Source organism: Burkholderia sp. 9777_1386 (assembly GCF_015712265.1).
Lineage (GTDB): Bacteria > Pseudomonadota > Gammaproteobacteria > Burkholderiales > Burkholderiaceae > Burkholderia > Burkholderia cenocepacia.
In genome coordinates, this window is record NZ_JACCQB010000017.1 from 24958 (window position 1) to 50912 (window position 25955).

A 25955-nucleotide genomic window follows, 5' to 3' on the forward strand; every position below is an offset into this window, starting at 1 on the left:
TGAATGATGCCCGATCGACGCCTTACGCGCCGAGCGCGATCAGACCTTCCGGCGCGATCGTGAGGCCGACCGCCGTGCCGCGTGCGAGCGCGATGCGGCCCGGCACATCGATCACGAGCGCGTCGGGTGCCGCATGCTCGATCGTGAGGCGCGTGCGCTCGCCGAGGAACGCGCACGCGCCGACCGCGCCGCGCAGCGGCGCATGCGCGGGATCGGCGAGCTGCGCGTCCTCGGGACGGAAGAACCATTCGTCGGCCGCATGCGGCGTGACGATCGCGCCGCCGGTCGTTTCGAGCGCGCCGTCGCGCCACTGGCCCGCCAGCCGGTTCAGCGTGCCGATGAACTGCGCGACCGTGCGGTTCGCGGGGTGGTAGTAGATCTCGCGCGGCGTGCCGATCTGCTCGATGCGGCCCGCACCCATCACGACGATCCGGTCGCCGAGTTCCATCGCTTCGGCCTGGTCGTGCGTGACGTAGACGGTCGTCACGCCGAGCGTGCGCAGCAGCGTGTTCATGTCGCGGCGCAGCACGTCGCGCAGCTTCGCGTCGAGCGCGGTCAGCGGTTCGTCGAGCAGCAGCACGCGCGGCCGCACCGCGAGCGCGCGCGCCAGCGCGACGCGCTGACGCTGGCCGCCCGACAGTTGATCGACCGGTTTGTCCGCGTGCGCGTCGAGCCGCATCATCGCGAGCAGTTCGTCGACGCGTTCGCGCAACGCACGCGGCTCGGTCTTGCGGATCTTCAGCCCGTAGCCGACGTTGCCGCGCACCGTCAGGTTCGGAAACAGCGCGTAGTTCTGGAACACCATGCCGACCTGCCGGCGCTCGATCGGAAGCAGGGTGACGTCGTCGTCGCCGAACGCGATGGTGCCGCCGGCATCGGGTGTGTCGAGGCCCGCGATCAGGCGCAGCGTGGTCGTCTTGCCGCAGCCCGACGGCCCGAGCAGCACGAGCGTTTCGCCGGCGCCGATCGACAGGTCGAGCGGTTCGAGCACGCGTGTGCCGCAGAAGGTCTTCGCGCAGCCGGTCAGGGTGATGGGAGTGGAATCGAGTTTCATGTCTGCGAAAAAATCAGCGCGGGCGCTGCTTCGGCGCGCGCGTACCGGACGGATCGACGCCGAGCCACTGCATCGCGACGAGCAGCGGCAGCGTCATCAGCAGGAACAGGATCGTGTACGCGCTGCCGACTTCGAGCCGCAGCGACGCATACGTATCGGCGAGCCCGACCGGCAGCGTCTTGGTGTCGGGCGTGTGCAGCATCCACGTGAGGTTGAATTCGCCGATCGACAGCGTGAGCACCGCGAGCGCGCCCGCGACGATGCCGGGCCGCAGGTTCGGCAGCACGATCGTGACGAAGCGCGTGACGAACGACGCGCCGAGGCTCGCCGCGCCTTCCTCGAGCGTGCGCAGGTCGGCGCCGGCCGCGACGGCCGCGACCGCGCGCACCATGAACGGCAGCGTGAACACGACGTGGCCGACGACGATGAACCACAGGCTCATCCGGAACGCGGTGAAGCCGCCGTACACGACCAGCAGCGCGAGCGCCGAAGCCAGCCCCGGCAGCGCGACCGGCAGCACCAGCGCTTCCTCGATCGCACGCGCGATGCGGTGCTTGCTGCGCGCGAGCGCATAGCCGGCCGGCACGCCGACCGCGAGCACGATCGCGAGCGTCGCGAACGCGACGTAGAGCGACAGCGCGACCGAGCCGTGATACTGCTGCCACACCTGCTCGAGCCAGCGCAGCGTGAGGCCGCTCGACAGGCCGCGGAAATAGTTGACGGTCAGCCCCGCGAGCACCGACATCACGACGGGCACGATCAGGAACGCGCACAGCAGCAGCGTGACGCCCCATTGCAGCGCGGCGATCGCGCGTGCTCCCGCGACGCGCGGTGCGTGGCGGGCGGCAGGCTTCGCGGGCAAGGAAGCCGGAACAGGGGCCGGGGCGGGCGCGGACGAGCCGGAAAGCGATGGCATGCGGAAATCCTCAGGCCGCGGCGGCGGCGGTATGGCCGGTGAAGCGCCGCGCGAGCGCGAGCACGGCCCAGGTGACGATGCCGAGCACGATCGACAGCCCGGCCGCCGTCGCGATGTTCGCGTTCAGCGTGAATTCGGTATAGATCGTCATCGGCAACACGTTCAGGTCGGTGGCGAGCGTAAACGCCGTGCCGAACGCGCCCATCGCGGTCGCGAAGCAGATCGCGCCGGCCGCGATCAGGCCCGGCGCGAGCGCCGGCAGCACGATGTCGACGAAGATGCGCCACGGCGACGCGCCGAGCGAACGCGCGGCTTCCTCGAGCGACGCGTCGAGCTTCGACGCGGCCGCGATCACGGTGACGATCACGCGCGGGATCGAGAAGTACAGGTAGCCGATGAACAGGCCCGCCACCGAGTATGCGAAGACCCACTTGTCGCCCGTGAGCTTCGCCGACAGCATGCCGATCAGCCCCTGGCGCCCGGCGAGCATGATCACCATGAAGCCGACGACGACGCCCGGGAACGCGAGCGGAAACGTGAGCAGCGCGAGCAGCACGCGCTTGCCGGCGAATTCGCGGCGCGCGAGCAGCAGGCCCGAGATCGTCGACAGCGCGAGCGTCGCGAGCGTGACGCCCGCGGACAGCGCGACCGTCTCGCCGAGGCTCTTCATGTAGCGCGCATTGCCGAGCAGCGCCGCATAGTGCGAGAAGAACGCGCCGTCGGCGGACACCTGCACGAGCGACGCCATCGGCAACAGCCAGAACGCGGCGAATACCGCCAGCGCCGGCGCGACGAGCGCGACGCGCCAGCGCAGCGGAAAAGTCAGGTCGAGCATGACGTGGGGCCGGCCGCTTACTGCATCACCTGCAGGTATTGCTGGCCGAACGCCTGCTGCCCGGCCGCCATCTTGCCGAAGTCGACCGACTTCGCCCGCGCGTATTCGCTCGCCGGCAGGAACTTCGCGGCGACGTCGGCGCCGAGCGTCTGTGCGCGCACCGGACGCAGGTACGCGTTGGCCCACAGCTTCTGGCCTTCGTCGGACAGCACGAAATCGAGCACCTTCTTGCCGTTCGCATCGTGCGGCGCACCCTTCACGAGGCTCATCACGTACGGCACCGCGATCGTGCCTTCCTTCGGAATCACGAACTCGACGTTCGCGTTGTCCTTGTATTTCGCGCGATACGCGTCGAAGTCGTAGTCGAGCAGGATCGGAATCTCGCCGGACAGCACGCGCGCATAGGCCGTCTGCTTCGGCACGATCGGCGCGTTCGCCTTCAGCTTGCGGAACCAGTCGAGCGCCGGCTTGAAGTTGTCGAGACTGCCGCCGAGCGCCTGGTTGACGGCGACCGCGCCCGCGTAGCCGACGAACGCGCTCGACGGATCGAGATAGCCGACCATGCCCTTGTATTCGGGCTTCAGCAGATCGGCCCACGAGCGCGGCACGGGCTTGCCGTCGAGTGCGTCCTTGTTCACGAAGAAGCCGAGCGTGCCCGAGTGGATCGCGAACCAGTAGCCTTGCGGGTCCTTCAAGTTCGCGGGAATGTCGTTCCAGTGCGCGGGCTTGTACGGCGCGATCACGCCCTTGTCCTTCGCCTGGAACGCCGACGACACGCCGAGGTAGACGACGTCGGCCACCGGGCTTTTCTGCTCGGCGATCAGCTGCGCGATCGACTGGCCGGAGTTCTTGTTGTCGAACGGCACGCGGATGCCGGTCTTCTGCTTGATCGCCGCGATCTGCGCGGCCCAGTCGGCCCATTCGGGCGGGCAGTTGTAGCAGATCGCCGTTTCGTCGGCGTGGGCCGCGGGGGCGCCGGCGACGAGCGCGGCAACGGCGAGCGGCGCGGCGAGCGCGCGCAGCAGCGAGGTCAGGCGAAAGGACACGGTGGGTCTCCGGACGAGTGGGGTAGCGCTGGGGTAGCGGGGTGATCGGCGGGCGTGACGCGTGCGTTCTGCGATCACGCCTTGCGCAGTTGCAGCTCGGTGGCCGGCGGTGCGATCGTCGCACCGTCGCGCACCGCGTGCGGCAGGATCATCGACGTGCGCTCGATCGCCGCGCCGCCGATGGATTCGACGAGACGCTGCCATGCGTGGCGGCCGATGTCGCGGTTCGGCGTCGCGACGCTCGCGAGCGGCGGCGCGAGCAACTCGCCGATCGCGATGCCGTCGAAGCCGAGCACCGACAGGTCGTCGGGGATCGAGAAGCCCGCGCGGCGCAGGCCGCGCATCACGACCATCGCGAGCAGGTCGTTGCTGCAGAACAGGGCGGTCGGCCGCGTGGCGTGCGCGGTGAGATGCGCGAGCACCGCATCGGGCAACTCGGGCGCGTTGAAGTCGACTTCGACGGGCGGCAGCGTGGCCACGCCGCTTTCCTCGAGTGCCTGCGCATAACCGAGATGGCGATGGCGGGCGCGATCCGACGCGGCGAGCGAACCGGCCAGCATCAGCACGCGGCGATGGCCGCGCGCGGTCAGCAACTGCACGCCGTCGTACGCGGCGCGGCGGTTGTCGACCGACACCGACGGACGGCGCTGCGTGTCGTTGTGCATCAGCACGTAGTGCGAGCCGTCGCGGTCGAGCATGTCGAGCAGCGGGTGCGTGTCCGCATCGGCGACGGTGAGGATCAGCCCTTCGACGCGCTGCTCGCGCAGCGTCTCGATCGCATGACGCTCGCGCGCCGCGTCGTATTCGGTCGTCATCAGGATCAGCTTGAAACCGGCCGCGGTCGCGAGCGCGTCGATGCCTTGCAGGCAGTCGGCGAACACCGGGTTCGACAGCGTCGGCACGACGACGCCGACGAGCCGCGTGCGCTCGCCGCGCAGTTGCCGGCCGAGCGGGCTCGGGCGGAACTGCAGCGTATCGATCGCGGTGCGGATCGTCTGCAGCGTGGCGGGGCTGACGGTATGCGGCGCGTTGATCGCACGCGAGACGGTGGCGATCGAGAAGCCCGCGAGGGCAGCGACGTCCTTGATGGTCGAGGTCATGAAATAACGCGATGTAAACGTTTTCGGCCGGGGAATTATCGAAAACGTTTGTGACTTCGCGATGACGCACGCGACGCTTGTTTCGCGACAAGCACGACACAAACGTCAGACGGTTGGGGCCGTCGGACGACGTGCGGTCGATTGTATCGGGGGATGTTGCGGCGCGGGACGAAATCGTCGGCCGTGTCGTATCGGTGTCGAATGCGCGGGTAGACGCAATGCGACGATGAGGGTGTCGCGATGCGGCGCGGCGGAATGAGGGAACGCATGCGCAAGCAATGGTAGAATCGCGTCCGCCCTCTTGCCGGGGTGATGAAATTGGTAAACATAGCGGACTTAAACGATTGAGTGCCCGGTCGGAAACGGTCGGTGCAGAACCCTTCAAATTCGGCGAAACCCCTGATGTGCGCATCGAGGCAACGCCGAGCCAAGCCTCGCGGCATCCGCGAGGAAGGTGTAGAGACTAGACGGGGGGCGCCTAAGGCGCACGGGCAGCGGTCACGCCCGCGCGCGACGGTGAAGGCATAGTCCAGCGCACGAACGGTTCGCGCACGCGACGCCGGCTTTGAAAGAAGCAGTGTGACGAAAATCCGCCGCCTTAACTGGCTTGCCGGTTCGAGTCCGGTCCCCGGCACCATCGATTGCGTTGATGCGATTCGATGAAGGTGTGAAAAACCCGCGAGAAATACAGCGCTCGCGGGTTTTTTATTGGTCCGGCGTCGCCATCGACGCAGGGCTGCGCCGCTGGCCGGGACGTGAAGAATGTCGCTGCTTGTCGCGTGTCAGAAAATCCCCAGCCCGCCGTCCGCGCCCCAGACCTGCCCGTTCGCATAGCTCGTTTCCGACGCCGCGAGCGCGACATACAGCGGGGCGATTTCCGCCGGTTGCCCGGGCCTGCCGTACGGCGAGCCCGCCGCATAGTTGACGACCGTCTCCGGTGGCTGACCGCCGCTCGATTGCAGCGGCGTCCAGTAAGGGCCGGGCGCGACCGCATTGACGCGAATGCCGCGCGGCCCGAGCTGTTTCGCGAGCGATCGCGTGAACGCGATGATGCCGGCTTTCGTCGTCGCATAGTCGAGCAGGTTGGCGCTCGCCCTGACCGCCTGGACCGACGTGGTGTTGATGATCGACGCGCCGGGCGGAAGATGCGGGATCGCCGCCTTCGTGATCCAGAACATCCCGTAAAGATTGGTCTTGACCGTCGCATCGAAGTGCTCGGTCGTTATCTCGCCGATCGAATCGAGCGCCTGTTGTCGGGCGGCGTTGTTGACGAGAATGTCGAGGCCGCCGAGTGCTTCCGCCGCGCGTGCGACCAGTCGCTGGCAGAACGTTTCGTCGCGGATGTCGCCCGGCAGCGCGACGGCTTGGCGTCCCGCTGCCCGGATCAGCGCAACGACTTCCCGCGCGTCGGATTCCTCCACAGGCAGGTAGCCGATCGCGACATCCGCCCCTTCGCGTGCGAACGCGATGGCCGCTGCCCGGCCGATGCCGGAGTCGCCGCCGGTGACGAGCGCCTTGCGGCCGACGAGCCGGCCACGGCCGCGATAGCTTTGCTCGCCGTGGTCAGGGCGCGGCTGCATCCGGCTCGCGAGTCCCGGCGGCGCCTGGACCTGATGCGGGAACGGCGGCTTCGGGTACAGATCGACCGGATTCGTCAGGCCCTGCGCGGCGGGCGGCGCGTCGACGGCATGCGCGGTGGACGGGCCGAGTGCGGACATCGCGGCCAGTGCGCCAAGATTGCCGATGACCTGTCGGCGCGACACGCGCATGCCTGCTTCGTTATCGTCGTCTTTCAACAGATGCTCCGTGAGCGAAATCGCGCGTCGCGTTCCGTGCCGTCCGCGCGAAAGTGGATGATCGCCGTACGGCCGGCGAGATCGTCGGCGCGCGACGACGGTGCCGTCACGCGCCGGTACATCGCGTTCATTCGACGCGCAGGATCAGCTTGCCGGTCGTCTGGCCGGTTTCGAGCGCGTGATGCGCGTCGGCAATCGCGTCGAATCCGTAGCTGCCGCCGATCAGCGGCTTCAGCTTGCCAGTCGCGAGCAGTCCGAACAGTTCGACGAGTGTCCGGCGCACGACGTCGTCGTTGAGGAACGCGTGCAGCGCGAAGCCGGACACCGATCGGCAGCCGAAGATCAACGCATTCATCAGCGCGTCGTCGACCGTCAGGAGTTGACCGCTCGCGGCACCGTAGCTGACGAACCGGCCGTATATCGCAAGGCCCGATACCAATGTGCGCGCGACCGTCCCGCCGATCGAATCGAACACGACGTCCGGGCCCTCCCGGCCGGTGGCGTCGCTCAATTGATCGGCCCAGTGCGCGTCGCGATAGCTGATGGCCCGATCGGCGCCCAGCGTTCGCACCGCATGCAGTTTGGCCGGCGCGCCGGCGAGGCCCGTGATCGAGCGTGCTCCGTCGAGTCTCGCCAGCTGGATCAGCATCGACCCGACACCGCCGGCCGCGGCGGTGATCGCGACCGTGCGTGCGGCCACCGGCGTCTCGCGCAGCAGCACGCGGGCCACCAGCCCCTGCAGCATCACGGCGACCGCATCGTCGTCGGAGACTTCGTCGGGAATCGCGGTAATCAGCGCGGCGCCGAGCGTCACGTATTCGGCGTAGCCGCCGGTCGCGCGCATCGCGCCGAACAGCGGCGCCGCGACGCGTGCGCCGATCCGGATGTCGCGGACGTTCGCGCCCACCGCGGCGACGGTGCCGACGACTTCCGAGCCGGGCACCGCGGGCAGCGTCAGCGCCGGGCCCGGATAGGTGCCGGCGCGTTGCAGCGTTTCCGCGAAATTCAGCCCGACGCGCGTGACGCGGACGAGGACCTCGTCCGCGGCAGGCGTCGGACGCTCGATCACGACGGGACGCAGGACGGAAGGATCGCCGACCCGCTCGATCTGGATGGCATGCATGCTGCTCATGGAAACATCTCGCTTGAAAAGGGGGCGTTCGCCCCGGGGGGATGAATGAAGCGCGGACGCGATGCGGCCGCGCAAGTGGGGGTGTTGCCGCAGACGTGACGGATCAGTCCGGTTGCGCGCGGTCGAGCGCGAGACGGCCGGCGCCATGCAGGAACAGCGCGAGCAGGCCGCCTGCCATCGACAGGTTCATCATGAAGAATGTCTGCTGCGTCTGGTCGCCGCCGCCGTGGAAGATCACCGCGGCGATGATCGAGAAGATCGCGAGCCCGAGCGCCGCGAGCCGCGTCATGAAGCCGGTGATCAAGGCCAGGCCGCCGGCGATCTCGACGACGATCACGAGCGGAAGCAGCGCGCCCGATACGCCCATGTGTTCCATGTACTGCTGGGTACCCGCATAGTTGAAGATCTTGCTGATCCCGGCGCCGAGATACACGCCGGCGATGAGGAGGCGCACGAGGACGGACAGCACGAGGTTGACGACGGGCGTCCGCACGGTCGTCTTGTACAGTGCGCGGTTGATCGAATTGATCATTTGGAATCCATAATGAATGAGTGGGCGGGCCGTCGAGCCGGCCGGGTAACGGCCTGCTTACGCGTCGAGCGTCGGGTAGTCGGTGTAGCCGGCTTCACCGCCGCCGTAAGCGGTGGACATGTCCGCGTGCGCGAGCGGGCGATCGTGTCGAATGCGCGTGACGAAATCGGGGTTCGCGATGAACGGGTAGCCAAACGACACGAGGTCGGCATGGCCGTCGGCGAGTGCCTGTTGCGCGCGTGCTTTCGTGTAGCCGCCGTTCGCGATGTAGAACCCGCCGAAGGCACGGCGCAATGCGCGGTAGTCGAACGGCGGCGCCTGATCGGCCGCGACCTGCGGAATGCCTTCGACGACGTGAAGATAGGTGGCGAGCCCGGTCAGCCGGTCGGCGAACCGCTCGAACAGCGCCTGCGGCTGGCTGTCCGCGATGCCGCCGAAATGCGGCGTGACCGGCGAAATGCGGACGCCCACGCGCGCGGGACTCACGACGCGTCCGACCGCCCGCACGACGTCGAGCGGCAGCCGGATCCGGTTGTCGATCTCCCCGCCGTACGGGTCGGTGCGCCGGTTGGTACCGTCGCGCAGGAACTGATCGAGCAGATAGCCGTTCCCCGCGTGAATCTCGACACCGTCGAAACCGGCCTGCAACGCGGCCTGCGCCGCATGTGCGTATTGCTCGACGATGCCGGGGATTTCATCGGTGTCGAGTGCGCTTGGCACGGGGTGCGGCTTCGGCCCGTCCGGCGTGAATGCCTGCCCGTCAGGCTGAATGGCCGACGGCGCGACGGGCAGCGCGCCGTCAGGCTGCAGATCGGGATGGCCGATGCGGCCGACGTGCGCGAGTTGGACGAAAATCCGGCCGCCTGCGCGATGCACGGCATCGGTCACGCGTTTCCAGCCGTCGATTTGCGCATCGCTGTAGATCCCCGGCGTGAACGGATAGCCCTTGCCGAGCGGCGAGATCTGCGTGCCCTCCGTGACGATCAGGCCAGCCGACGCGCGTTGGGCGTAGTAGGCGGCGTTGATCGCGCCCGGTGCATCGCCGGCGCCGGCCCGGCTGCGCGTCATCGGCGCCATCACGATGCGGTTGCCGAGTGTGATCCCGCCGAATTCGAGCGGGTCGAACAACGTGGCGCGGGTCGATGCCGCCCGGTCGGGTGAAGCGTGGTCGATCGTCATGATTCCATTTTTCTGTCGTGTTCATGGGTCGTCGACGCGCGAGCCGGGATGCCCGGCGTGCACGCGTCGAACGCTGCTGAACACGAATTTAGGAGAATGCCGTGATCGAAACAATCGTCTAAAATGGATCGTTAAAATCGATTTTCTTGATGGATCATGGAGCGAAGCCCCAATCTGGAGCAACTGCGCGCGTTCATCGCGGTGGTCGAAGCCGGCAGCTTTTCCGGCGCGGCACGGCGGCTCGAGCGCGCGCAATCCGTCGTCAGCTACGCGATCGCCAATCTGGAGTCCTTGCTGGGCGTGCCGCTTTTCGAACGGGGCAAACGGCGGCCGACGCTGACGGCGGCCGGCGAAATCGTCCTGGCCGACGCACGGCGGCTCGACATGCTGACGGGCCAGTTGCTGGCGAAAACCGCCGGGCTGCGCGGCGGGGTGGAAGCCGAGCTGTCGCTGGCGGTGGACGTGATGTTTCCGCTGGCCAGACTCGTCGAGGGGCTGCGTGCGTTCGCCGACGAATTTCCCACGGTCGCGCTCAACCTGACCATCGAAGCGCTCGGCGGGGTGATGAAGCTGGTGGTCGATGGCGGCTGCGCGCTCGGCATCAGCGGGCCCGTGCAAAACTGGCCGGACGTGATCGATGCGACGTCCATGGGCGCGATCGAACTGGTCACCGTCGCCGCGCCCACACATCCGCTCGCGCAGCGCCGCGGGCGTGTGCCGCTGTCCGACGCGCGCGAATATACGCAGCTCGTGCTGACCGACCGAAGCAAACTGACCGAAGGGCAGTCGTTCGGCGTGTATGCGACGCGCACATGGAGGACCGCGGACCTCGGCGCGAAGCATCGACTGTTGCTCGAAGGGCTCGGCTGGGGATCGATGCCGATGCATTTGATCGAGGACGATCTGCGGCAAGGCCGACTGGCCGTCGTGCGCTTGTCGGATCGCGATGTGTTTCGATACGGCATGTCGTTGATCCGGCGGGCCGATCGCGCGAGCGGGCCCGCGACGCAGTGGCTGATCGACCATCTGACGCGTCCGGGCGAACTGGAGGCCTGAAGCGCTGCACCGTCTCTGCGCTTCACTGCGCCGAAAACGGCGCCATGTGATACTGGCACGCACGTCGCAGCGGACACCTTCGTCGCCCCCGGCAAACGCGTGCCGCCGACCGCTTCCGTCATCGTTCGCCTCTCGCAAGACCATCCGTCATGACCGACTCGACCCACCACTATTACGAACCGTCGCAAGGCCACGGCCTGCCGCACGATCCGTTGAACGCGATCATCGGCCCGCGCCCGATCGGCTGGATTTCATCCCGCGGCAGCGACGGCACGCTGAATCTCGCGCCGTACAGCTTCTTCAACGCGTTCAACTATCGCCCGCCGATCATCGGCTTTTCGAGCACCGCCGCGAAGGACAGCCTGCGCAACGTGCAGGAAACCGGCGAGTTCGTGTGGAACCTCGCGACGCGCGATCTTGCCGAGCGGATGAACCAGACCTGCGCCGCCGTGCCGTACGACGTGAACGAATTCGAACTCGGCGGCTTGACCGCCGTGCCGTCGCGCCTCGTCGACGTGCCGCGCGTCGCGGAAAGCGGCGTCAACTTCGAATGCAAGGTGACCGACGTGATCCGGCTGCGCGATCATCGCGGCGTCGAGACGCCGGCTACGCTGGTGCTGGGCGAGGTCGTCGCGGTCCATATCCGCCATGACCTGCTGAAGGACGGCGTGTTCGACACGTTCGGCGCGGGCATCATTCTTCGTGCGGGTGGGCCGTCGGCCTATGCGCACGTGACGCCCGACAGCCGCTTCGACATCTTCCGGCCCGACGCATGATCGATCGCGCGCCGCAGTAGGCCGGCAATCGGCGCGGAAGCGCCCGAATCCGAAAAGACCCCGCGGAGATCGAGGATTTCGCGGGGTCTTTTGCTTCGTACCCTCAGAGGAAGCGGGCGCGCCGTTCGTCCGTCCCCCGATGCCCGATCGCCGCTGGCTCGGCGACCCCGCACCGCAGCAGACCTCTCCCGCGCCGCCACCGTGCGCCGCACTCACACGCCGCCTCCCTCCGCCATGGCAAATCTGCTCACCACGAACGAGCGGCTTGGGCATCGACGCCCGCCGCCGCCAGGCATAAATTTCCAAGGTTGACGTGCTTATCCGCGCGTCAGCTCGCGCGCAGGCCGGCAACCGGCCCGCGCGTTCCCAAACAGCGTGAGACACAATCGAGCGTGGAGACGACACGATGAGCCTGTCAGAGCCATTGCGTCTGCATGTGCCGGAGCCCACCGGGCGCCCGGGCTGCAAGACGGACTTTTCCTATCTGCATCTATCGCCGGCCGGCGCCGTTCGCCGCCCGCCGATCGACGTTGCCGCGGCGGATACCGCCGATCTCGCCCGCAGCCTCGTGCGCGTGCTCGACGACAACGGCAAGGCCGTTGGCCCGTGGGCGCCCGATCTCGACGATGCGCGACTCATCGCCGGGCTGCGCGCGATGCTCAAGACCCGCATTTTCGACGCGCGCATGATGATCGCGCAGCGCCAGAAGAAAATCTCCTTCTACATGTTGAGCCTCGGCGAAGAGGCGATCGGCACCGCGCACGCGATGGCGCTGCGCGACGGCGACATGTGCTTTCCGACCTACCGGCAGCAGAGCATCCTGATCGCGCGCGACGTGCCGCTCGAGCGGATGATCTGCCAGCTGATGTCGAACGAAGGCGATCCGCTGAAGGGCCGCCAGCTCCCGGTGATGTACTCGGACCGCGAAGCCGGCTTCTTCTCGATTTCCGGCAACCTCGCGACGCAGTTCATCCAGGCGGTCGGCTGGGCGATGGCGTCGGCGATCAAGGGCGACACGAAGATCGCGTCCGCGTGGATCGGCGACGGCGCGACGGCCGAAGCCGATTTCCACACCGCGCTCACGTTCGCGCACGTGTACCGCGCGCCGGTCGTGCTGAACGTCGTCAACAACCAGTGGGCGATCTCGACGTTCCAGGCGATCGCGGGCGGCGAGGGGACGACCTTCGCCGGGCGCGGCGTCGGCTGCGGGATCGCATCGCTGCGCGTCGACGGCAACGACTTCCTCGCGATCTACGCGGCGTCGAGCTGGGCGGCCGAACGCGCACGCCGCAATCTCGGCCCGACGCTGATCGAGTGGGTGACCTACCGCGCGGGCGCGCATTCGACGTCGGACGATCCGACCAAGTACCGGCCGAGCGACGACTGGTCGCATTTCCCGCTCGGCGATCCGATCGAGCGTTTCAAGCGCCACCTGATCGTGAAGGGCATCTGGTCGGACAGCGCGCACGACGCGTTGACGGCCGAGCTCGAGGCCGAGGTGATCGCCGCGCAGAAGGAAGCGGAGAAGTACGGGACGCTCGCCGACGACCGGATTCCGTCGCCGGCCTCGATGTTCGACGACGTGTACAAGGAGCTGCCCGCGCACCTGCGCCGTCAGCGCCAGGAACTGGGAGCGTGATCATGGCGCAACACGAGACAGGGACGGCGACGCAGCCGATGACGATGATCCAGGCGCTGCGCTCCGCGATGGACGTGATGCTCGGGCGCGACAGCGACGTGGTCGTGTTCGGGCAGGACGTCGGCTATTTCGGCGGCGTGTTCCGCTGTACCGAAGGACTGCAGAACAAGTACGGCAAGTCGCGCGTGTTCGATGCGCCGATCTCGGAAGGCGGGATCGTCGGCGCGGCGGTCGGGATGGGCGCGTACGGCTTGCGCCCCGTCTGCGAAATCCAGTTCGCCGACTATTTCTATCCGGCATCCGACCAGATCGTGTCGGAAGGCGCGCGGCTGCGCTACCGCTCGGCCGGCCAGTTCACCGCGCCGATGACGATCCGGATGCCGTGCGGCGGCGGGATCTACGGCGGGCAGACGCACAGCCAGAGCCCGGAGGCGATGTTCACGCAGGTGTGCGGGCTGCGCACCGTGATGCCGTCGAATCCGTACGACGCGAAAGGGCTGCTGATCGCGTCGATCGAGAACGACGATCCGGTGATCTTCCTCGAACCGAAACGGCTGTACAACGGCCCGTTCGACGGCCATCACGAACGGCCCGTCACGTCGTGGCTCAAGCATCCGGCGAGCGCGGTGCCCGAAGGCTACTACACGGTGCCGCTCGATACGGCCGCCGTCGTGCGGCCCGGCAACGACGTGACGGTGCTCACGTACGGCACGACGGTGCACGTATCGCTCGCCGCCGCCGAGGAGACCGGCATCGACGCGGAAGTGATCGACCTGCGCACGCTGTGGCCGCTCGACCTCGACACGATTGTCGCGTCGGTGCGCAAGACCGGGCGCTGCGTCGTGGTGCACGAGGCGACGCGCACCTGCGGCTATGGCGCGGAGCTCGTGTCGCTGGTCCAGGAACACTGCTTCTACCACCTCGAGGCGCCGGTCGAGCGCACGACGGGCTGGGACACGCCGTATCCGCATGCGCAGGAATGGGCGTATTTTCCGGGGCCGACCCGGGTCGGTGAAGCGTTGCGACGCGTGATGGAGGCGTGAGATGGGGATTCATGTCATCAAGATGCCGGATATCGGCGAAGGGATCGCCGAGGTCGAGCTGGTGGCCTGGCATGTGGAAGTCGGGCAGACGATCAAGGAAGACCAGCCGCTCGCCGACGTGATGACCGACAAGGCGGCGGTCGAGATTCCGTCGCCGGTGACGGGCAAGGTGATCGAGCTGGGCGGCCGGATCGGCGAGATGATGGCGGTCGGCAGCGAGCTGATTCGGCTGGAAGTCGAAGGCGACGGCAACCTGAAGGCCGGGGCGCCGGTGCGGGAAACAAAGGTAGAAACCGCACCGGTCGCGGTGGCGGCACCGTCGAAACCGGTAGCCGACGCATCGGCCGGGTCGTCTGCGCAGCCCGCGGCGCCTCGTGCACCGGCGAAACCGCGCCGCGAGGAACCGGTCGCGCAGCCGCGCGCGGCGCTGGCACCGGGCGAACGGCCGCTCGCGTCGCCGGCCGTGCGTCAGCGTGCGTGGGACATGGGTATCGAGCTGCGCTACGTGCGCGGCACCGGTGAAGCCGGGCGGATCCTGCATGCGGATCTCGATGCATATGCGCGCACCGGCGGCGGCTCGGCGCACGGGGCACAACCGCGCGGCTACGACGAACGCCACGACGAAACCGAAGTGCCGGTGATCGGCTTGCGGCGCGCGATCGCGCGCAAGATGCAGGAAGCGAAGCGCCGCATCCCGCACTTCAGCTACGTCGAGGAAATCGACGTCACCGAGCTCGAATCGTTGCGCACGGAGCTGAACCGCCGCCACGGCGACACGCGCGGCAAGCTCACGCCGCTGCCGCTGCTGATCCGCGCGATGGTGATCGCGCTGCGCGACTTCCCGCAGATCAACGCGCGGTTCGACGACGAAGCGGGCATCGTCACGCGCTACGGCGCGGTGCACATGGGCGTCGCGACGCAGACGGACGGCGGCCTCACGGTGCCCGTGCTGCGTCATGCGGAGGCGCGTGACGTGTGGTCGATCTCGGCGGAAATCGCGCGGCTTGCCGACGCGGTGCGCGCGAACCGGGCGCAGCGCGACGAGCTGAGCGGGTCGACGATCACGATCTCGAGCCTCGGCGCGCTCGGCGGCATCGTGTCGACGCCGGTGATCAATCATCCGGAGGTGGGCATCGTCGGCGTCAACCGGATCGTCGAGCGGCCGATGATTCGCGACGGCGCGATCGTCGCGCGCAAGATGATGAACCTGTCGTCGTCGTTCGATCATCGCGTCGTCGACGGCGCGGATGCGGCCGAATTCATCCAGGCCGTGCGCGCGGTGCTCGAACGCCCGGCACTGCTGTTCGTGGAGTGAGCCGATGAAGAACGAACACACCACACTGCTCGTCATCGGCGGCGGCCCGGGCGGCTACGTCGCCGCGATCCGCGCCGGCCAGCTCGGCATTCCGACCGTGCTCGTCGAACGCGACCGGCTCGGCGGCACCTGCCTGAACATCGGCTGCATTCCTTCGAAGGCGTTGATCCATGTGGCCGACGCATTCGAACAGGCGTGCGGCCATGCCGGCGAAGGCGCGCTCGGGATCCGCGTGCGCGCGCCCGAGATCGACATCGCGAAAAGCGTCGCGTGGAAGGACGGCATCGTCGACCGGCTGACGCGCGGCGTCGGCGCACTGCTCAAGAAGAACGGCGTGCGCGTGCTGCACGGCGAAGCGCGCGTGATCGACGGCAAGACCGTCGAAGTCGTCAGCGCCGGCCACGCGGTGCGGATCGGTTGCGAACACCTGTTGCTCGCGACCGGTTCCGAACCGGTCGAATTGCCGTCGATGCCGTTCGGCGGGCACGTCGTGTCGTCCACCGACGCGCTGTCGCCCGCGACGCTGCCGAAGCGGCTGGTCGTCGTCGGGGCCGGGTATATCGGGCTCGAACTCGGGATCGTCTATCGCAAGCTCGGCGTCGACGTCAGCGTCGTCGAAGCGGCCGAGCGCGTGTTGCCTGCGTACGATGCCGAACTCGTGCGGCCGGTTGCCGATTCGCTGGCGCGGCTCGGCGTGCGGCTGTGGCTCGGCCACAAGGTGCTCGGGCTCGACAAGCATGGCGCGGTGCGCGTGCAGGCGGCCGACGGCGCCGAGCAGACGCTGCCGGCCGATCGCGTGCTGGTTGCCGTCGGCCGCCGGCCGCGCGTCGACGGCTTCGGGCTCGAGACGCTGATGCTCGATCGCAACGGCCGCGCGCTGCGGATCGACGACACATGCCGGACCTCGATGCGCAACGTCTGGGCGATCGGCGACGTCGCGGGCGAGCCGATGCTCGCGCATCGCGCGATGGCGCAGGGCGAGATGGTGGCCGAGCTGATCGCCGGCCGGCGCCGCCAGTTCATGCCCGCGGCGATTCCGGCCGTGTGCTTCACCGATCCCGAGATCGTGACGGCCGGCTGGTCGCCGGACGATGCACACGCGGCCGGCGTCGATTGTCTGAGCGCATCGTTCCCGTTCGCGGCGAACGGTCGCGCGATGACGTTGCAGGCGACCGACGGATTCGTGCGCGTCGTCGCGCGGCGCGACAATCACCTGATCGTCGGCTGGCAGGCGGTCGGGCGCGGCGTGTCGGAGCTGGCCGCGGCGTTCTCGCAGTCGCTGGAGATGGGCGCGCGGCTGGAAGACATCGGCGGCACGATCCACGCGCATCCGACGCTCGGCGAAGCGCTTCAGGAAGCGGCGTTGCGCGCGCTCGGACACGCGCTGCATGTCTGACGTGCGAGCCCGACAGGGCGCCGCCGGTGCGGGATGCGCGCATCGGCGGCGCTTGCGGCGGCGGAGGTACGTCATGTCGTTTCATTCGATCCGGAATGATGCAATGCCGGCGTTCCGCATGCTCGTGCGGAACGGGCGCGACGGCATGGCGCGGCCGGGCCGTGCATCGAATCGCCCGGAACCCCACCTGACAAGGCCGTAATTTTTCGAGACGAGCGGAGGGTTGTCGGCACCGCGTTGGCCGGCGATCATGTCGATAGCCGGAAACCGGGCCGCCTCGGGCCCGCCAACGCAGGCTCCATACGGAAGAACCGGACATGAAACTGCTGCTCGTCGGCGCGACCGGGCTCGTCGGGCGCCACGTCCTCGACGTCGCGCTGGCCGATGCGCGGGTCGATCAGGTGATCGTCCTCGCGCGCCGGCCGTTGTCGCCGCATCCGAAGATGCGTGCGCTGGAAGTCGACTTCGACCAGTTGCCCGATGCGGCCGACTGGTGGCGCGCGGACGCCGTGATCTGCACGCTCGGCACCACGATGCGGGCGGCCGGCTCGCAGGCGGCCTTTCGGCGCGTCGATCACGACTATCCGCTCGCGGTCGCGCGGCGCGCGCACCGGCACGGCACGCCGACCTACGTGCTGAATTCCGCCCTCGGCGCGGACGCTGCGTCGCGCATCTTCTACAACCGTGTGAAGGGCGAGGTCGAACAGGCGCTCGCCGGTGTCGGCTTCGATTCGCTCACGTACGTGCGACCGGGCCTGATCGGCGGCAGCCGCGACGAGTTCCGGTTCGGCGAGCGGCTGTTCGTGTTCGCGCTGAGCGCCGTCGGGCCGGTGCTGCCGGCGAAATGGCGCGTGAATCCCGCGTCGCGGATTGCGCGTGCGATGCTCGACGCGGCGATCGACGCACGGCCGGGTGTGCAGGTCGTCGCGTCCGACCAGCTCGTCTGACGCCGCGCGGGCGGCGCGCCCGCCAGGCTATTCGTCCGCGTTCGCGTCGAGCGCGCCGAACTGCTCGGCGAGCGCCGCCGTGAACGCCTCCAGCGCTTCGCTCCCGTCGGAATTCCGCGGCGTCGCGAGCTGGAACTCGACCGTGTGGCTCAGCTTGCTCGCCAGCAGCCGACGCATCTTCCCGGCAGCGACCCACGGCGCCGCGACGTGGTCGGGCAGGAAGCCGACATGCGCGCCCGACAGGATGAAGATCACGTCGGCATCGACGTTTTCCGAAAACGCGGTCGGCTGCGCATTGCGCAGCGCCGCCCCCGACGTATTCGTCTTGTAGAGCCGCGCGACGTTGCTCGCGCGTGCGATGTCGTTGACCGACACGGTTTTCTTCGCGAACAACGGATGGCGGGCGCCGCAATGCAGCGACTGGTGCTCGACGAACAGCGGCGCGTAGTGCAGGCCGGCCTGATGGCCGGAGAAATAGCCGATCGCGAGTTGCAGTTCGCCTTTCAGCAGCCGGCGCTCCAGCTCGTCGGGCGGCACCGCGATCATTTCGATCAGCACGTCCGGCGCGCGCTCGCGAAAGCGGCCGACGGCCACCGCGATCGACTCGACGACGTCCGGCGAGAGCCGCTCGGACAGGCCGATGCGCAATTCGCCAAGCAACGTGCCCGATACGTGCTGCGTGTCGCGCGTGAACACGTCCATCGCGTGCAGGAGGCGGCGCGTCGACTGCAGCACGCGTTCCCCCTTCGGCGTCAACCGGAAGCCGCTTTTGCCGCGATCGCACAGCCGGAATCCGAGCCGCGTCTCGAGCTTGGCCATGTGCGTGCTGATCGTCGACGGCGCCATGCCGAGCGTGCCCTGCGCGGCGCTGAAGCCGCCGCTTTCGACGATCGTCAGAAAGAGCCGCAGCAACTGCACATCCATGTCTCTGAGTCGGGTCAGCATGGCGATATATCGCAGTTTGTGAAGTTGGCTTATGTTAGTTCATATTTTTCGTTGCGTGCGGCGACGGCAGAATCGGGCACGAGGTCGCCGGCCGTGCGACCGTGTCCCCTTCAGACAGGAATCCGACGATGAGCCAGAACGATTTCGCGTTCACGCGCGACAGCCTCTACGGCACCCAGGCCGAACCCAGTTTCGCGGGCGCGACGAGCTTCATGCGCCGGCGTTTCAGCCGTGATCTCGACGGCGTCGATCTCGCGATCACCGGCGTGCCGTTCGATTCCGCCGCCTCGCACCGGCCCGGCACGCGGTTCGGCCCGCGCGGGTTGCGGATCGCGTCGACGGGCATCGCGTGGGAGCGCCCGTGGCCGTGGTCGTTCGATCCGTTCGACGTGCTGGCCGCGGTCGACTACGGCGATTGCGCGTTCGATCTCGGGCAGCCCGAAGCGGTGCCGGGCGCGATCGAGCGGCATGCCGATGCGATCCTCGCGCGCGGCTGCGCGATGCTGACGCTCGGCGGCGATCACTTCATCACGTATCCGCTGCTCAAGGCGCATGCGAAGGTGCACGGGCCGCTGTCGCTCGTGCATTTCGACGCGCACACCGATACGTGGCCCGACCGCGACGTGAAGCGCATCGATCACGGGACGATGTTCTATCACGCGGCGCGGGAAGGGTGGGTCGTGCCCGAACGATCCGCCCAGATCGGCATTCGCACGACCAACGACGATCCGATGGGCTTCGACATCCAGGATGCGCGCCACGTGCATGGGTCGACGCCCGCCGCGGTCGCCGCGCGCATTCGCGAGCGCGTCGGCGATCACCCGGTGTACCTGACGTTCGATATCGACTGTCTCGATCCGGCGTTCGCGCCGGGCACCGGGACGCCGGTCTCGGGCGGCCTGTCGAGCCATCAGGCGTTCGAGATCCTGCGCCACCTCGACGGCATCAACCTGGTCGGCATGGACGTGGTCGAAGTGTCGCCGCCGTACGATCATGCGGAAATCACGTCGCTGGCCGGTGCGACGATCGCGCTGGAACTGATCTGCCTGTATGCGTCGCGCCGGCGGCAGAAAAAGGAAGCGTCGATCGATGGATGACCTCACCTGGCGCAAGGCCGTTCCCGGCGACGCGGCCGAATGCATCGCGCTGCGGGCGCGCACGCGCGAGAACGCGTTCACCGAAGCGCAGTTGCGCGCGCTCGGCATCACCGTCGAAAGCTGGGACGACGGTATCCGCGACGGCCTGTTCTCGGGCCATGTCTGCCGGGTGCGTGGACGCATGGTCGGCTACTGCTTCGGCGACACCGGTTCCGGCGAGATCGTCGTGCTCGCGATGCTGCCCGAGTATGAAGGAGCGGGGATCGGCAAGCGGCTGCTGCGGCGCGTGATCGACGATTTCGCGGCGAACGGCTTCACGTCGCTGTTTCTCGGCTGCTCGACCGATCCCGCATCGCGTTCGTACGGGTTTTATCGCCATCTCGGCTGGATACCGACCGGGGAACTGGACGACGCGGGGGACGAGATTCTCACGTTTCAGGTCGGGCAGCGCGGTTGATCGCATGTGTGGTTCGGATCTCGGCGTCTGCCCGGTCCGGACGACTGCCTGGCCAGACCACGCACGCGCGGCATTGCAGCATACGCGCCGACGACGCGACGTCGTGACGCTGCGTGTCGACATCGAGGCCGCGCATACCGGCCGGGCTCCCTCCGCCGACGCCATGACGTCTACGCCCGATCGGCGACTTTCGCCGATCGGGCTTTCATTTTTCCGACATCCGGCTTGCGGCAATACTGCGCGGGTGTACCGCGATTGCTCGGACAATTTCGAAAGTCGATCGATACCGGGTAATCACCGATATCTCGCAAGTTGTATATACAAGATCATCCGCTGGCAATGTCGGCACGCGTCGTGCCGGTTGCGCGCCAGCGTGCAGACCGTGCGTGCGTGGCGCATGCCGGCGATCCACGGCGCCCCGCACCCGCAGAGCCGAAAGGGCGGCTCGCAGCTTCCTGTCCCGTTCAAACCATGTGTGGTCCTGAGTATTTTGGAGATTGACCCGTGTCAACGAATTCCAGTGGAAAAGCCGGCGGACTGATCGAGGTACGCTCGATCGACTTCATTCCCGACGCCGAGCGCCACGGCGGCCTGCTGAGCCAGTTCACGCTGTGGCTGTCGGCCAACATGCAGATCACCGCCATCGTCACGGGCGCGCTCGCGGTCGTGCTCGGCGGCGACGTGTTCTGGTCGCTGGTCGCGCTGCTGCTCGGCCAGTTCGTCGGCGGCGCGGTGATGGCGCTGCACGGCGCGCAGGGGCCGCAGCTCGGGTTGCCGCAGATGATCTCGAGCCGCGTGCAGTTCGGCGTGTACGGCGCGATGATCCCGATCGTGCTGGTGTGCCTGATGTACATCGGCTTTTCCTCCAGCGGCTCGGTGCTGGCCGGGCAGGCCGTCGCGCAACTGCTGCACGTCGACGACGCGGCCGGCATCCTGCTGTTCGCTGCCGTGATCGTCGTGCTGACCGTGTTCGGCTATCGCGCGATCCATTTCGTCGGCCGGATCGCGAGCGTGATCGGCATCGTCGCGTTCGTCTACATGTTCGCGCAGTTGTTCGCGAACCACGACATCGGCGCGCTGCTCGCGAACCGGCATTTCTCGCTGGCGAGCTTCCTGCTCGCGATGTCGCTGTCCGCGTCGTGGCAGATCGCGTTCGGCCCGTACGTGGCCGACTATTCGCGCTACCTGCCGCGCTCGACGTCGTCGGTCGCGACGTTTGTCGCGGTCGGCCTCGGCTCGGTGATCGGCGCACAGGCGGCGATGGTGTTCGGCGTGTTCGCGGCCGCGTTGGCCGGCAGCCAGTTCGCGCACCATGAGGTGTCGTACATCGTCGGCCTGGGTTCGACGGGCGCCGTGGCCGCGCTCCTGTATTTCAGCATCGCGTTCGGCAAGGTGACGGTGACGGCGCTCAACGCGTACGGCAGCTTCATGTCGATGGCGACGATCGTCAGCGGCTTTCGCGGCAAGGGCGCGGTATCGTCGAAGAGCCGCCTCGTGTACATTTTCGGGATGATCTGCGTGTCGACGCTGATCGCGCTCGCGGGCCGTCATTCGTTCCTGAAGGAATTCACCGCGTTCATCCTGTTCCTGCTCGCGTTCTTCACGCCGTGGAGCGCGATCAACCTGGTCGATTACTACTGCTTCACGCGTTCGCGCTACGACGTGCCGGCGCTGTCCGATCCGGACGGCCGCTATGGCCGCTGGAACGTGATGGCCATCACGATCTACGTGGTCGGCATCCTGGTGCAACTGCCGTTCATGTCGACGCACATCTACACCGGGCCGCTCGTCGATGCGCTCGGCGGCACCGACATCTCGTGGATTCTCGGCCTCGTCGTGCCGGCCGTGCTGTATTACGTCGGTGCCCGCGCGTCGCGACGCAGCATTCCGGAACGCCTGATCCTGCCGCTCGAACGCGGCGAAGTTCACCACTGACCACACGTCTCGCGCATCGGGCCGGCAAGCCGCCGGCGTGAGCGCCGAGCCGGGCGCGGCCTGCGCCGGCTCCGTCAACACGATTCCGTATCCCGCGATACCGGAGCGGCATCACGCCGCGTCCGGCATCGCTTCAATCTCGACCTATTGAATAGTATGACTAAGAAAAATGAAGCGCACGGCAGCGGTTGCCGTGCGCGGCCGGCGCACGCCGGTCTTCGTTTCACGGTGGCGGTCGCCTGCCTCGCGGCTTCGGGTGCTTCGCTCGCGCAGGATGGCGTCACGCTGTATGGCGTGATCGACGAGTTCGCGCAGGTCGTGAATACGGGCAACGGCTATACGGCGGCGATCGACTCGGGCGGGCAGTGGGGCAGCCGGTTTGGCTTGAAGGGCGGCGAGGATATCGGCGGCGGGCAGAAGATCGAGTTCGCGCTGGAAAACGGCTTCAACCCGAACGACGGCTCGCTCGCGAGTGCCGGCACGATGTTCAACCGGCAGGCGTGGGTCGGCATCGCGGGGCAGTGGGGCAAGGTGCGCGCGGGCCGGCAGAACTCGCCGCTGTTCAACGACCAAGGCGGGCAGGATGCGTTCGGCGGCGTCACGCAGGCGTCCGGCATGGACAACCTGACCGTGTTCGCCTTCCGCACGAGCAATACGCTGTCGTACCAGAGCCCGGAGATCGCCGGTTTCCAGGGCGGGCTGTACGTCGGGTTCGGCGACGCGGGCGGCGTGCGCTCGGCCGGCTCCAGCCGGCAGTTCGACCTGACCTACGAACACGGCCCGTTCGGCGCATTCGTCGCGGGGCAGTGGTTGAAGAACGCCGCGGCCACCACGACCGATCGCACGATCATGGCCGGCGCGTCGTACGCGATCGGCAAGGCCACCGTGTATGGCGGTTTTTCCGCGGTGAAGCGGGCCGACCTCGGGATCGATTCGCGCGTATACGGAGTGTCGGTCAAATACCAGTTCAATCCTGCCAACATCATCGCGCTCGGTTATGCATACCTGCACGACCAGTCGTCGCAAGGCAATCATGCGGACCAGCTCGGGCTGATGTACGAATACGACCTGTCGAAGCGCACGAGCTTCTACGGCGCGCTGTCGTACCTGCGCAACCGCAACCAGGCCGGCTACACGCTCGCCGGTGCGGCGAATCCCGGCCTGCCGCTCGCGTACCCGGGCGCGAATGCGCGCGGCGTGCAACTCGGCATCGTGCATCGCTTCTGACGCACGCAACGCGCCGGGCCGCGTGTGCCCGGCGCGTGCACCGGGCGCGCCCGCGCCGTCATTTGCCGAGCCGCTCCGCGAGCGAGTAGCGCTGCATGCAGCGCTCCATCGCGTCGAGAAACGCGTGCTCGGCCGCATTCATCTTGCGGTCGCGATGCCACAGCAGGAACACGTCGACGTCGACGAGCCCGTCGTCGGGCGGCAGCCGCCACAGCCGTTGCTGCGCGATGTCGTCGCGCACGATGTGCTCGGGCAGGCAGCCGATCCCGTAGCCCGCGAAGATCAGCCGCCGCACTTCCTCCAGGCTCGGCGACGACGCGACGATGCGCCCCGTGAAACCCTTCTGGTCGCGGAACACGGTGAGTGGCGACAGGCTGTCGCCGATCTGGTCGCTCGTGAACGACACGAAATTCTCCGCGAGCAGGTCGTCCATCCGTAACTGCGTCTGCCCGAACAACCGGTGATGGCGGCCGCAGTAGATCGCATAGCGCTGGCGCAGGAAGCAGCGCATTTCCAGCTTGTCGTGCGGCGTGCGGCACAGGCCGAGCCCGGCCGTGGCCGTCTTCTGCAGCAGCGACGACAGGATGTCCGACGAACGCATCACCTCGATCTGCAGGTCGATACGCGGATACGCGCGATGGAAATCCGCGAGGAACTCGTCGTAGACGGGCGATTCGATGCGGCTCACCGTCAGCAGCCGGATCGAACCGGTCAGATCGGCCGTGCTGTCGTCGATTTCGGTTTCGAGGCGCGAGATGCCGCCGTAGATGTCGCTCGCGATCCGGTACACGGCCTCGCCCGCCGGCGTCGGCGCGAAGTGCGCGCCGCGCCGCTCGATCAGCCGGCGCTCGAGCGTCTCCTCGAGCCGCCGCAACGCCTGGCTCACGGCCGGCTGCGTGACGTGCAGGCGGGCGGCCGCGCGGCTCACGCTGCGCTCCTGCATGATCACCAGGTAAGTGCGCAGCAGGTTCCAGTCGAGACGGTCGTTCAGGAACGGGGCGAGGTCGGGGCGCATCGGGTCTCCGGACGGGCGGCGGGTAGGGCATTAGTTGAATTTATACGGCGAATAATAACTTGAAATTTGACTAATGATTTGCGGTCACCGATAAAGGAGGGGCGCCGCAGCGTGCGGCGCGAGGCCGCGACAGACGGCCGTCATCACGATATTGCGCGCCGCCCCGCCGCGGCGCGCGTCAGGAGCCCGCATGACCCAGTCCCTTCCTTCCGCCCGCCAGCCGGGACGCGCCGCGACGGCCGCGTTCATCGGCACGATGATCGAGTGGTACGACTTCTACATCTACGCGACCGCCGCCGCGCTCGTGTTCGGCGAACTGTATTTCCCGTCGCATGACCGCTTCGTCAGCACGATGGCGTCGTTCGCGACGTTCGCGGTCGGTTTCTTCGCGCGTCCGCTCGGCGGCGTGATCTTCGGCCATCTCGGCGACCGCATCGGCCGCAAGAAGGCGCTGATGACGACGCTGATGATGATGGGCGTCGCGACCGTGTGCGTCGGGCTGCTGCCCGATTATTCGAAGGTCGGCATCCTCGCGCCGGTGTTGCTCGTCGCGCTGCGCGTCGTGCAGGGGATCGCGGTCGGCGGCGAATGGGGCGGCGCGGTGCTGATGGCGGGCGAGCATGCGCCGCAGGGGCGCCGCACGTTTTTCGCGTCGTTCGCGCAGCTCGGCAGTCCGGCCGGGTTGATCTTGTCGTTGATCGCGTTCCGCGCGGTCACGTCGATGGACAAGGCCGATTTCCTCGCATGGGGCTGGCGCCTGCCGTTTCTCGCGAGTTCGGTGCTGCTCGTGGTCGGCATCCTGATCCGGCTCGGCGTGAACGAGTCGCCGGAATTCGCGCGGGTGAAGGAAGCCAACCGCACGGTGAAGCTGCCGGTCGCGGAAGTGTTCCGTTCCGCGTCGGGGCTCGTGCTGCTCTGCATCGGCGCGAACACGATCGGCATCGCGGGCGTCTATTTCACGAACACGTTCATGATCGCGTACACGACGCAGTACGTCGGCGTCTCGCGTTCGCTGATCCTCGACAGCCTGTTCGCGGTCGCGATCATCCAGTTCTTCGCGCAGCCGCTCGCGGCCTGGATCGCCGAGCGTATCGGCGGCGCGCGCTTCCTCAAGCTCGCGGCGCTGCTCGCGATGCTGTCGCCGTATCCGATGTTCATGCTCGTGCAGGGCGGCACGTCCGCGTCGCTGGTCGCCGGCATCGCGCTCGCCGTGGTGTGCATGGCGGGCTTCTATTCGGTGATCGCGGGCTTCGTCAGCGACGTGTTTCCCGCGCACGTGCGTTATTCGGCGATCTCGCTCGCCTATCAGATTTGCGGCGCGATCGCGGGTGGCCTGACGCCGCTCGTCGGCACGTGGCTCGCGCATCGCTTCGCGGGCCAGTGGTGGCCGCTCGCGGTGTTCTACACGTGTCTCGCCGGCATTTCGCTGCTCTGCATCGTCGCGCTCGATGCGCGCCGCGCCGCGCAGCCGGCTGCCGCCGAAGCGCTCGGCTCGCATTGACCCTCAACGAACGAAT

General features: G+C 67.8%; 23 protein-coding genes. 12 read left to right on the plus strand and 11 right to left on the minus strand.

The window, feature by feature from the left end; translation table 11 throughout:
- Positions 1 to 22: 22 nt before the first annotated feature.
- The 9 genes from H0X91_RS15280 to H0X91_RS15320 all read right to left on the minus strand — a co-directional run bounded on the left by H0X91_RS15280 (position 23) and on the right by H0X91_RS15320 (position 9590).
- Positions 23 to 1054, minus strand: a complete 1032-nt coding sequence (locus H0X91_RS15280; RefSeq protein WP_062910861.1) for an ABC transporter ATP-binding protein — start codon at positions 1052 to 1054, stop codon at positions 23 to 25.
- Positions 1055 to 1067: 13 nt separating this feature from the next.
- A complete protein-coding gene (locus H0X91_RS15285) occupies positions 1068 to 1970 on the minus strand; it encodes an ABC transporter permease (protein WP_006481771.1) in 903 nt (300 codons plus the stop codon).
- A gap of 10 nt (positions 1971 to 1980) precedes the next feature.
- The gene (locus H0X91_RS15290) at positions 1981 to 2805 is read right to left on the minus strand and encodes an ABC transporter permease (protein ID WP_006497654.1); all 825 of its coding nucleotides are present in this window, start codon (positions 2803 to 2805) and stop codon (positions 1981 to 1983) included.
- Between the two features lie 17 nt (positions 2806 to 2822).
- Positions 2823 to 3851, minus strand: coding sequence for an ABC transporter substrate-binding protein (locus H0X91_RS15295; protein WP_006481822.1), 1029 nt, complete (start codon positions 3849 to 3851; stop codon positions 2823 to 2825).
- A gap of 74 nt (positions 3852 to 3925) precedes the next feature.
- Complete coding sequence (locus H0X91_RS15300; RefSeq protein WP_034200788.1) at positions 3926 to 4951, minus strand: LacI family DNA-binding transcriptional regulator; 1026 nt, start codon at positions 4949 to 4951, stop codon at positions 3926 to 3928.
- Between the two features lie 782 nt (positions 4952 to 5733).
- Complete coding sequence (locus H0X91_RS15305) at positions 5734 to 6720, minus strand: SDR family oxidoreductase (RefSeq protein WP_230877955.1); 987 nt, start codon at positions 6718 to 6720, stop codon at positions 5734 to 5736.
- Positions 6721 to 6874: 154 nt separating this feature from the next.
- Positions 6875 to 7879: a quinone oxidoreductase family protein gene (locus tag H0X91_RS15310; RefSeq protein ID WP_062910859.1), complete on the minus strand. Its 1005-nt coding sequence runs from the start codon at positions 7877 to 7879 to the stop codon at positions 6875 to 6877.
- A gap of 103 nt (positions 7880 to 7982) precedes the next feature.
- On the minus strand, positions 7983 to 8411 hold the full coding sequence (locus tag H0X91_RS15315; RefSeq protein WP_006481794.1) for a DoxX family protein: 429 nt from the start codon (positions 8409 to 8411) through the stop codon (positions 7983 to 7985).
- A gap of 57 nt (positions 8412 to 8468) precedes the next feature.
- On the minus strand, positions 8469 to 9590 hold the full coding sequence (locus tag H0X91_RS15320; protein WP_196433122.1) for an alkene reductase: 1122 nt from the start codon (positions 9588 to 9590) through the stop codon (positions 8469 to 8471).
- 156 nt (positions 9591 to 9746) lie between these two features.
- Between H0X91_RS15320 and H0X91_RS15325 the strand changes: the two genes are divergently transcribed.
- The 7 genes from H0X91_RS15325 to H0X91_RS15355 all read left to right on the plus strand — a co-directional run bounded on the left by H0X91_RS15325 (position 9747) and on the right by H0X91_RS15355 (position 17762).
- Positions 9747 to 10646, plus strand: a complete 900-nt coding sequence (locus H0X91_RS15325) for a LysR family transcriptional regulator (protein WP_006481749.1) — start codon at positions 9747 to 9749, stop codon at positions 10644 to 10646.
- A gap of 149 nt (positions 10647 to 10795) precedes the next feature.
- Positions 10796 to 11422 (plus strand): flavin reductase family protein, encoded by a 627-nt coding sequence (locus tag H0X91_RS15330; RefSeq protein ID WP_006497648.1) that lies wholly within the window; start codon positions 10796 to 10798, stop codon positions 11420 to 11422.
- 406 nt (positions 11423 to 11828) lie between these two features.
- Positions 11829 to 13061, plus strand: coding sequence for a 3-methyl-2-oxobutanoate dehydrogenase (2-methylpropanoyl-transferring) subunit alpha (locus tag H0X91_RS15335; protein ID WP_006476388.1), 1233 nt, complete (start codon positions 11829 to 11831; stop codon positions 13059 to 13061).
- Positions 13062 to 13063: 2 nt separating this feature from the next.
- Positions 13064 to 14104, plus strand: coding sequence for an alpha-ketoacid dehydrogenase subunit beta (locus H0X91_RS15340; RefSeq protein ID WP_011545040.1), 1041 nt, complete (start codon positions 13064 to 13066; stop codon positions 14102 to 14104).
- 1 nt (position 14105) lies between these two features.
- Positions 14106 to 15419 carry a dihydrolipoamide acetyltransferase family protein gene (locus tag H0X91_RS15345; RefSeq protein ID WP_062910857.1) on the plus strand — a complete coding sequence of 438 codons (1314 nt, stop codon included), beginning with the start codon at positions 14106 to 14108 and terminating at the stop codon, positions 15417 to 15419.
- Between the two features lie 4 nt (positions 15420 to 15423).
- Positions 15424 to 16815, plus strand: coding sequence for a dihydrolipoyl dehydrogenase (gene lpdA, locus H0X91_RS15350; RefSeq protein WP_062910856.1), 1392 nt, complete (start codon positions 15424 to 15426; stop codon positions 16813 to 16815).
- 317 nt (positions 16816 to 17132) lie between these two features.
- A complete protein-coding gene (locus tag H0X91_RS15355) occupies positions 17133 to 17762 on the plus strand; it encodes an NAD(P)H-binding protein (protein WP_034200781.1) in 630 nt (209 codons plus the stop codon).
- Between the two features lie 27 nt (positions 17763 to 17789).
- On the opposite strand, the gene H0X91_RS15360 is transcribed toward H0X91_RS15355, so the two are convergent.
- Positions 17790 to 18707 carry a LysR family transcriptional regulator gene (locus H0X91_RS15360; RefSeq protein WP_062910855.1) on the minus strand — a complete coding sequence of 306 codons (918 nt, stop codon included), beginning with the start codon at positions 18705 to 18707 and terminating at the stop codon, positions 17790 to 17792.
- A 128-nt stretch (positions 18708 to 18835) separates the two neighbouring features.
- On the opposite strand from H0X91_RS15360, the gene speB reads away from it, so the two are divergent.
- From speB to H0X91_RS15380, 4 genes are all read left to right on the plus strand, one after another.
- On the plus strand, positions 18836 to 19804 hold the full coding sequence (gene speB, locus H0X91_RS15365) for an agmatinase (RefSeq protein ID WP_006481752.1): 969 nt from the start codon (positions 18836 to 18838) through the stop codon (positions 19802 to 19804).
- A complete protein-coding gene (locus H0X91_RS15370) occupies positions 19797 to 20261 on the plus strand; it encodes a GNAT family N-acetyltransferase (RefSeq protein ID WP_006481835.1) in 465 nt (154 codons plus the stop codon). The genes speB and H0X91_RS15370 overlap by 8 nt, the downstream gene beginning before the upstream one ends.
- Before the next feature lie 504 nt (positions 20262 to 20765).
- Positions 20766 to 22196: a purine-cytosine permease family protein gene (locus tag H0X91_RS15375; protein WP_062910854.1), complete on the plus strand. Its 1431-nt coding sequence runs from the start codon at positions 20766 to 20768 to the stop codon at positions 22194 to 22196.
- 156 nt (positions 22197 to 22352) lie between these two features.
- Positions 22353 to 23423, plus strand: a complete 1071-nt coding sequence (locus H0X91_RS15380; RefSeq protein WP_060263115.1) for a porin — start codon at positions 22353 to 22355, stop codon at positions 23421 to 23423.
- Positions 23424 to 23481: 58 nt separating this feature from the next.
- On the opposite strand, the gene H0X91_RS15385 is transcribed toward H0X91_RS15380, so the two are convergent.
- Positions 23482 to 24438 carry a LysR family transcriptional regulator gene (locus H0X91_RS15385; protein ID WP_006481805.1) on the minus strand — a complete coding sequence of 319 codons (957 nt, stop codon included), beginning with the start codon at positions 24436 to 24438 and terminating at the stop codon, positions 23482 to 23484.
- A 190-nt stretch (positions 24439 to 24628) separates the two neighbouring features.
- Between H0X91_RS15385 and H0X91_RS15390 the strand changes: the two genes are divergently transcribed.
- Positions 24629 to 25939: an MFS transporter gene (locus H0X91_RS15390; protein WP_006481843.1), complete on the plus strand. Its 1311-nt coding sequence runs from the start codon at positions 24629 to 24631 to the stop codon at positions 25937 to 25939.
- Positions 25940 to 25955 lie beyond the last annotated feature (16 nt).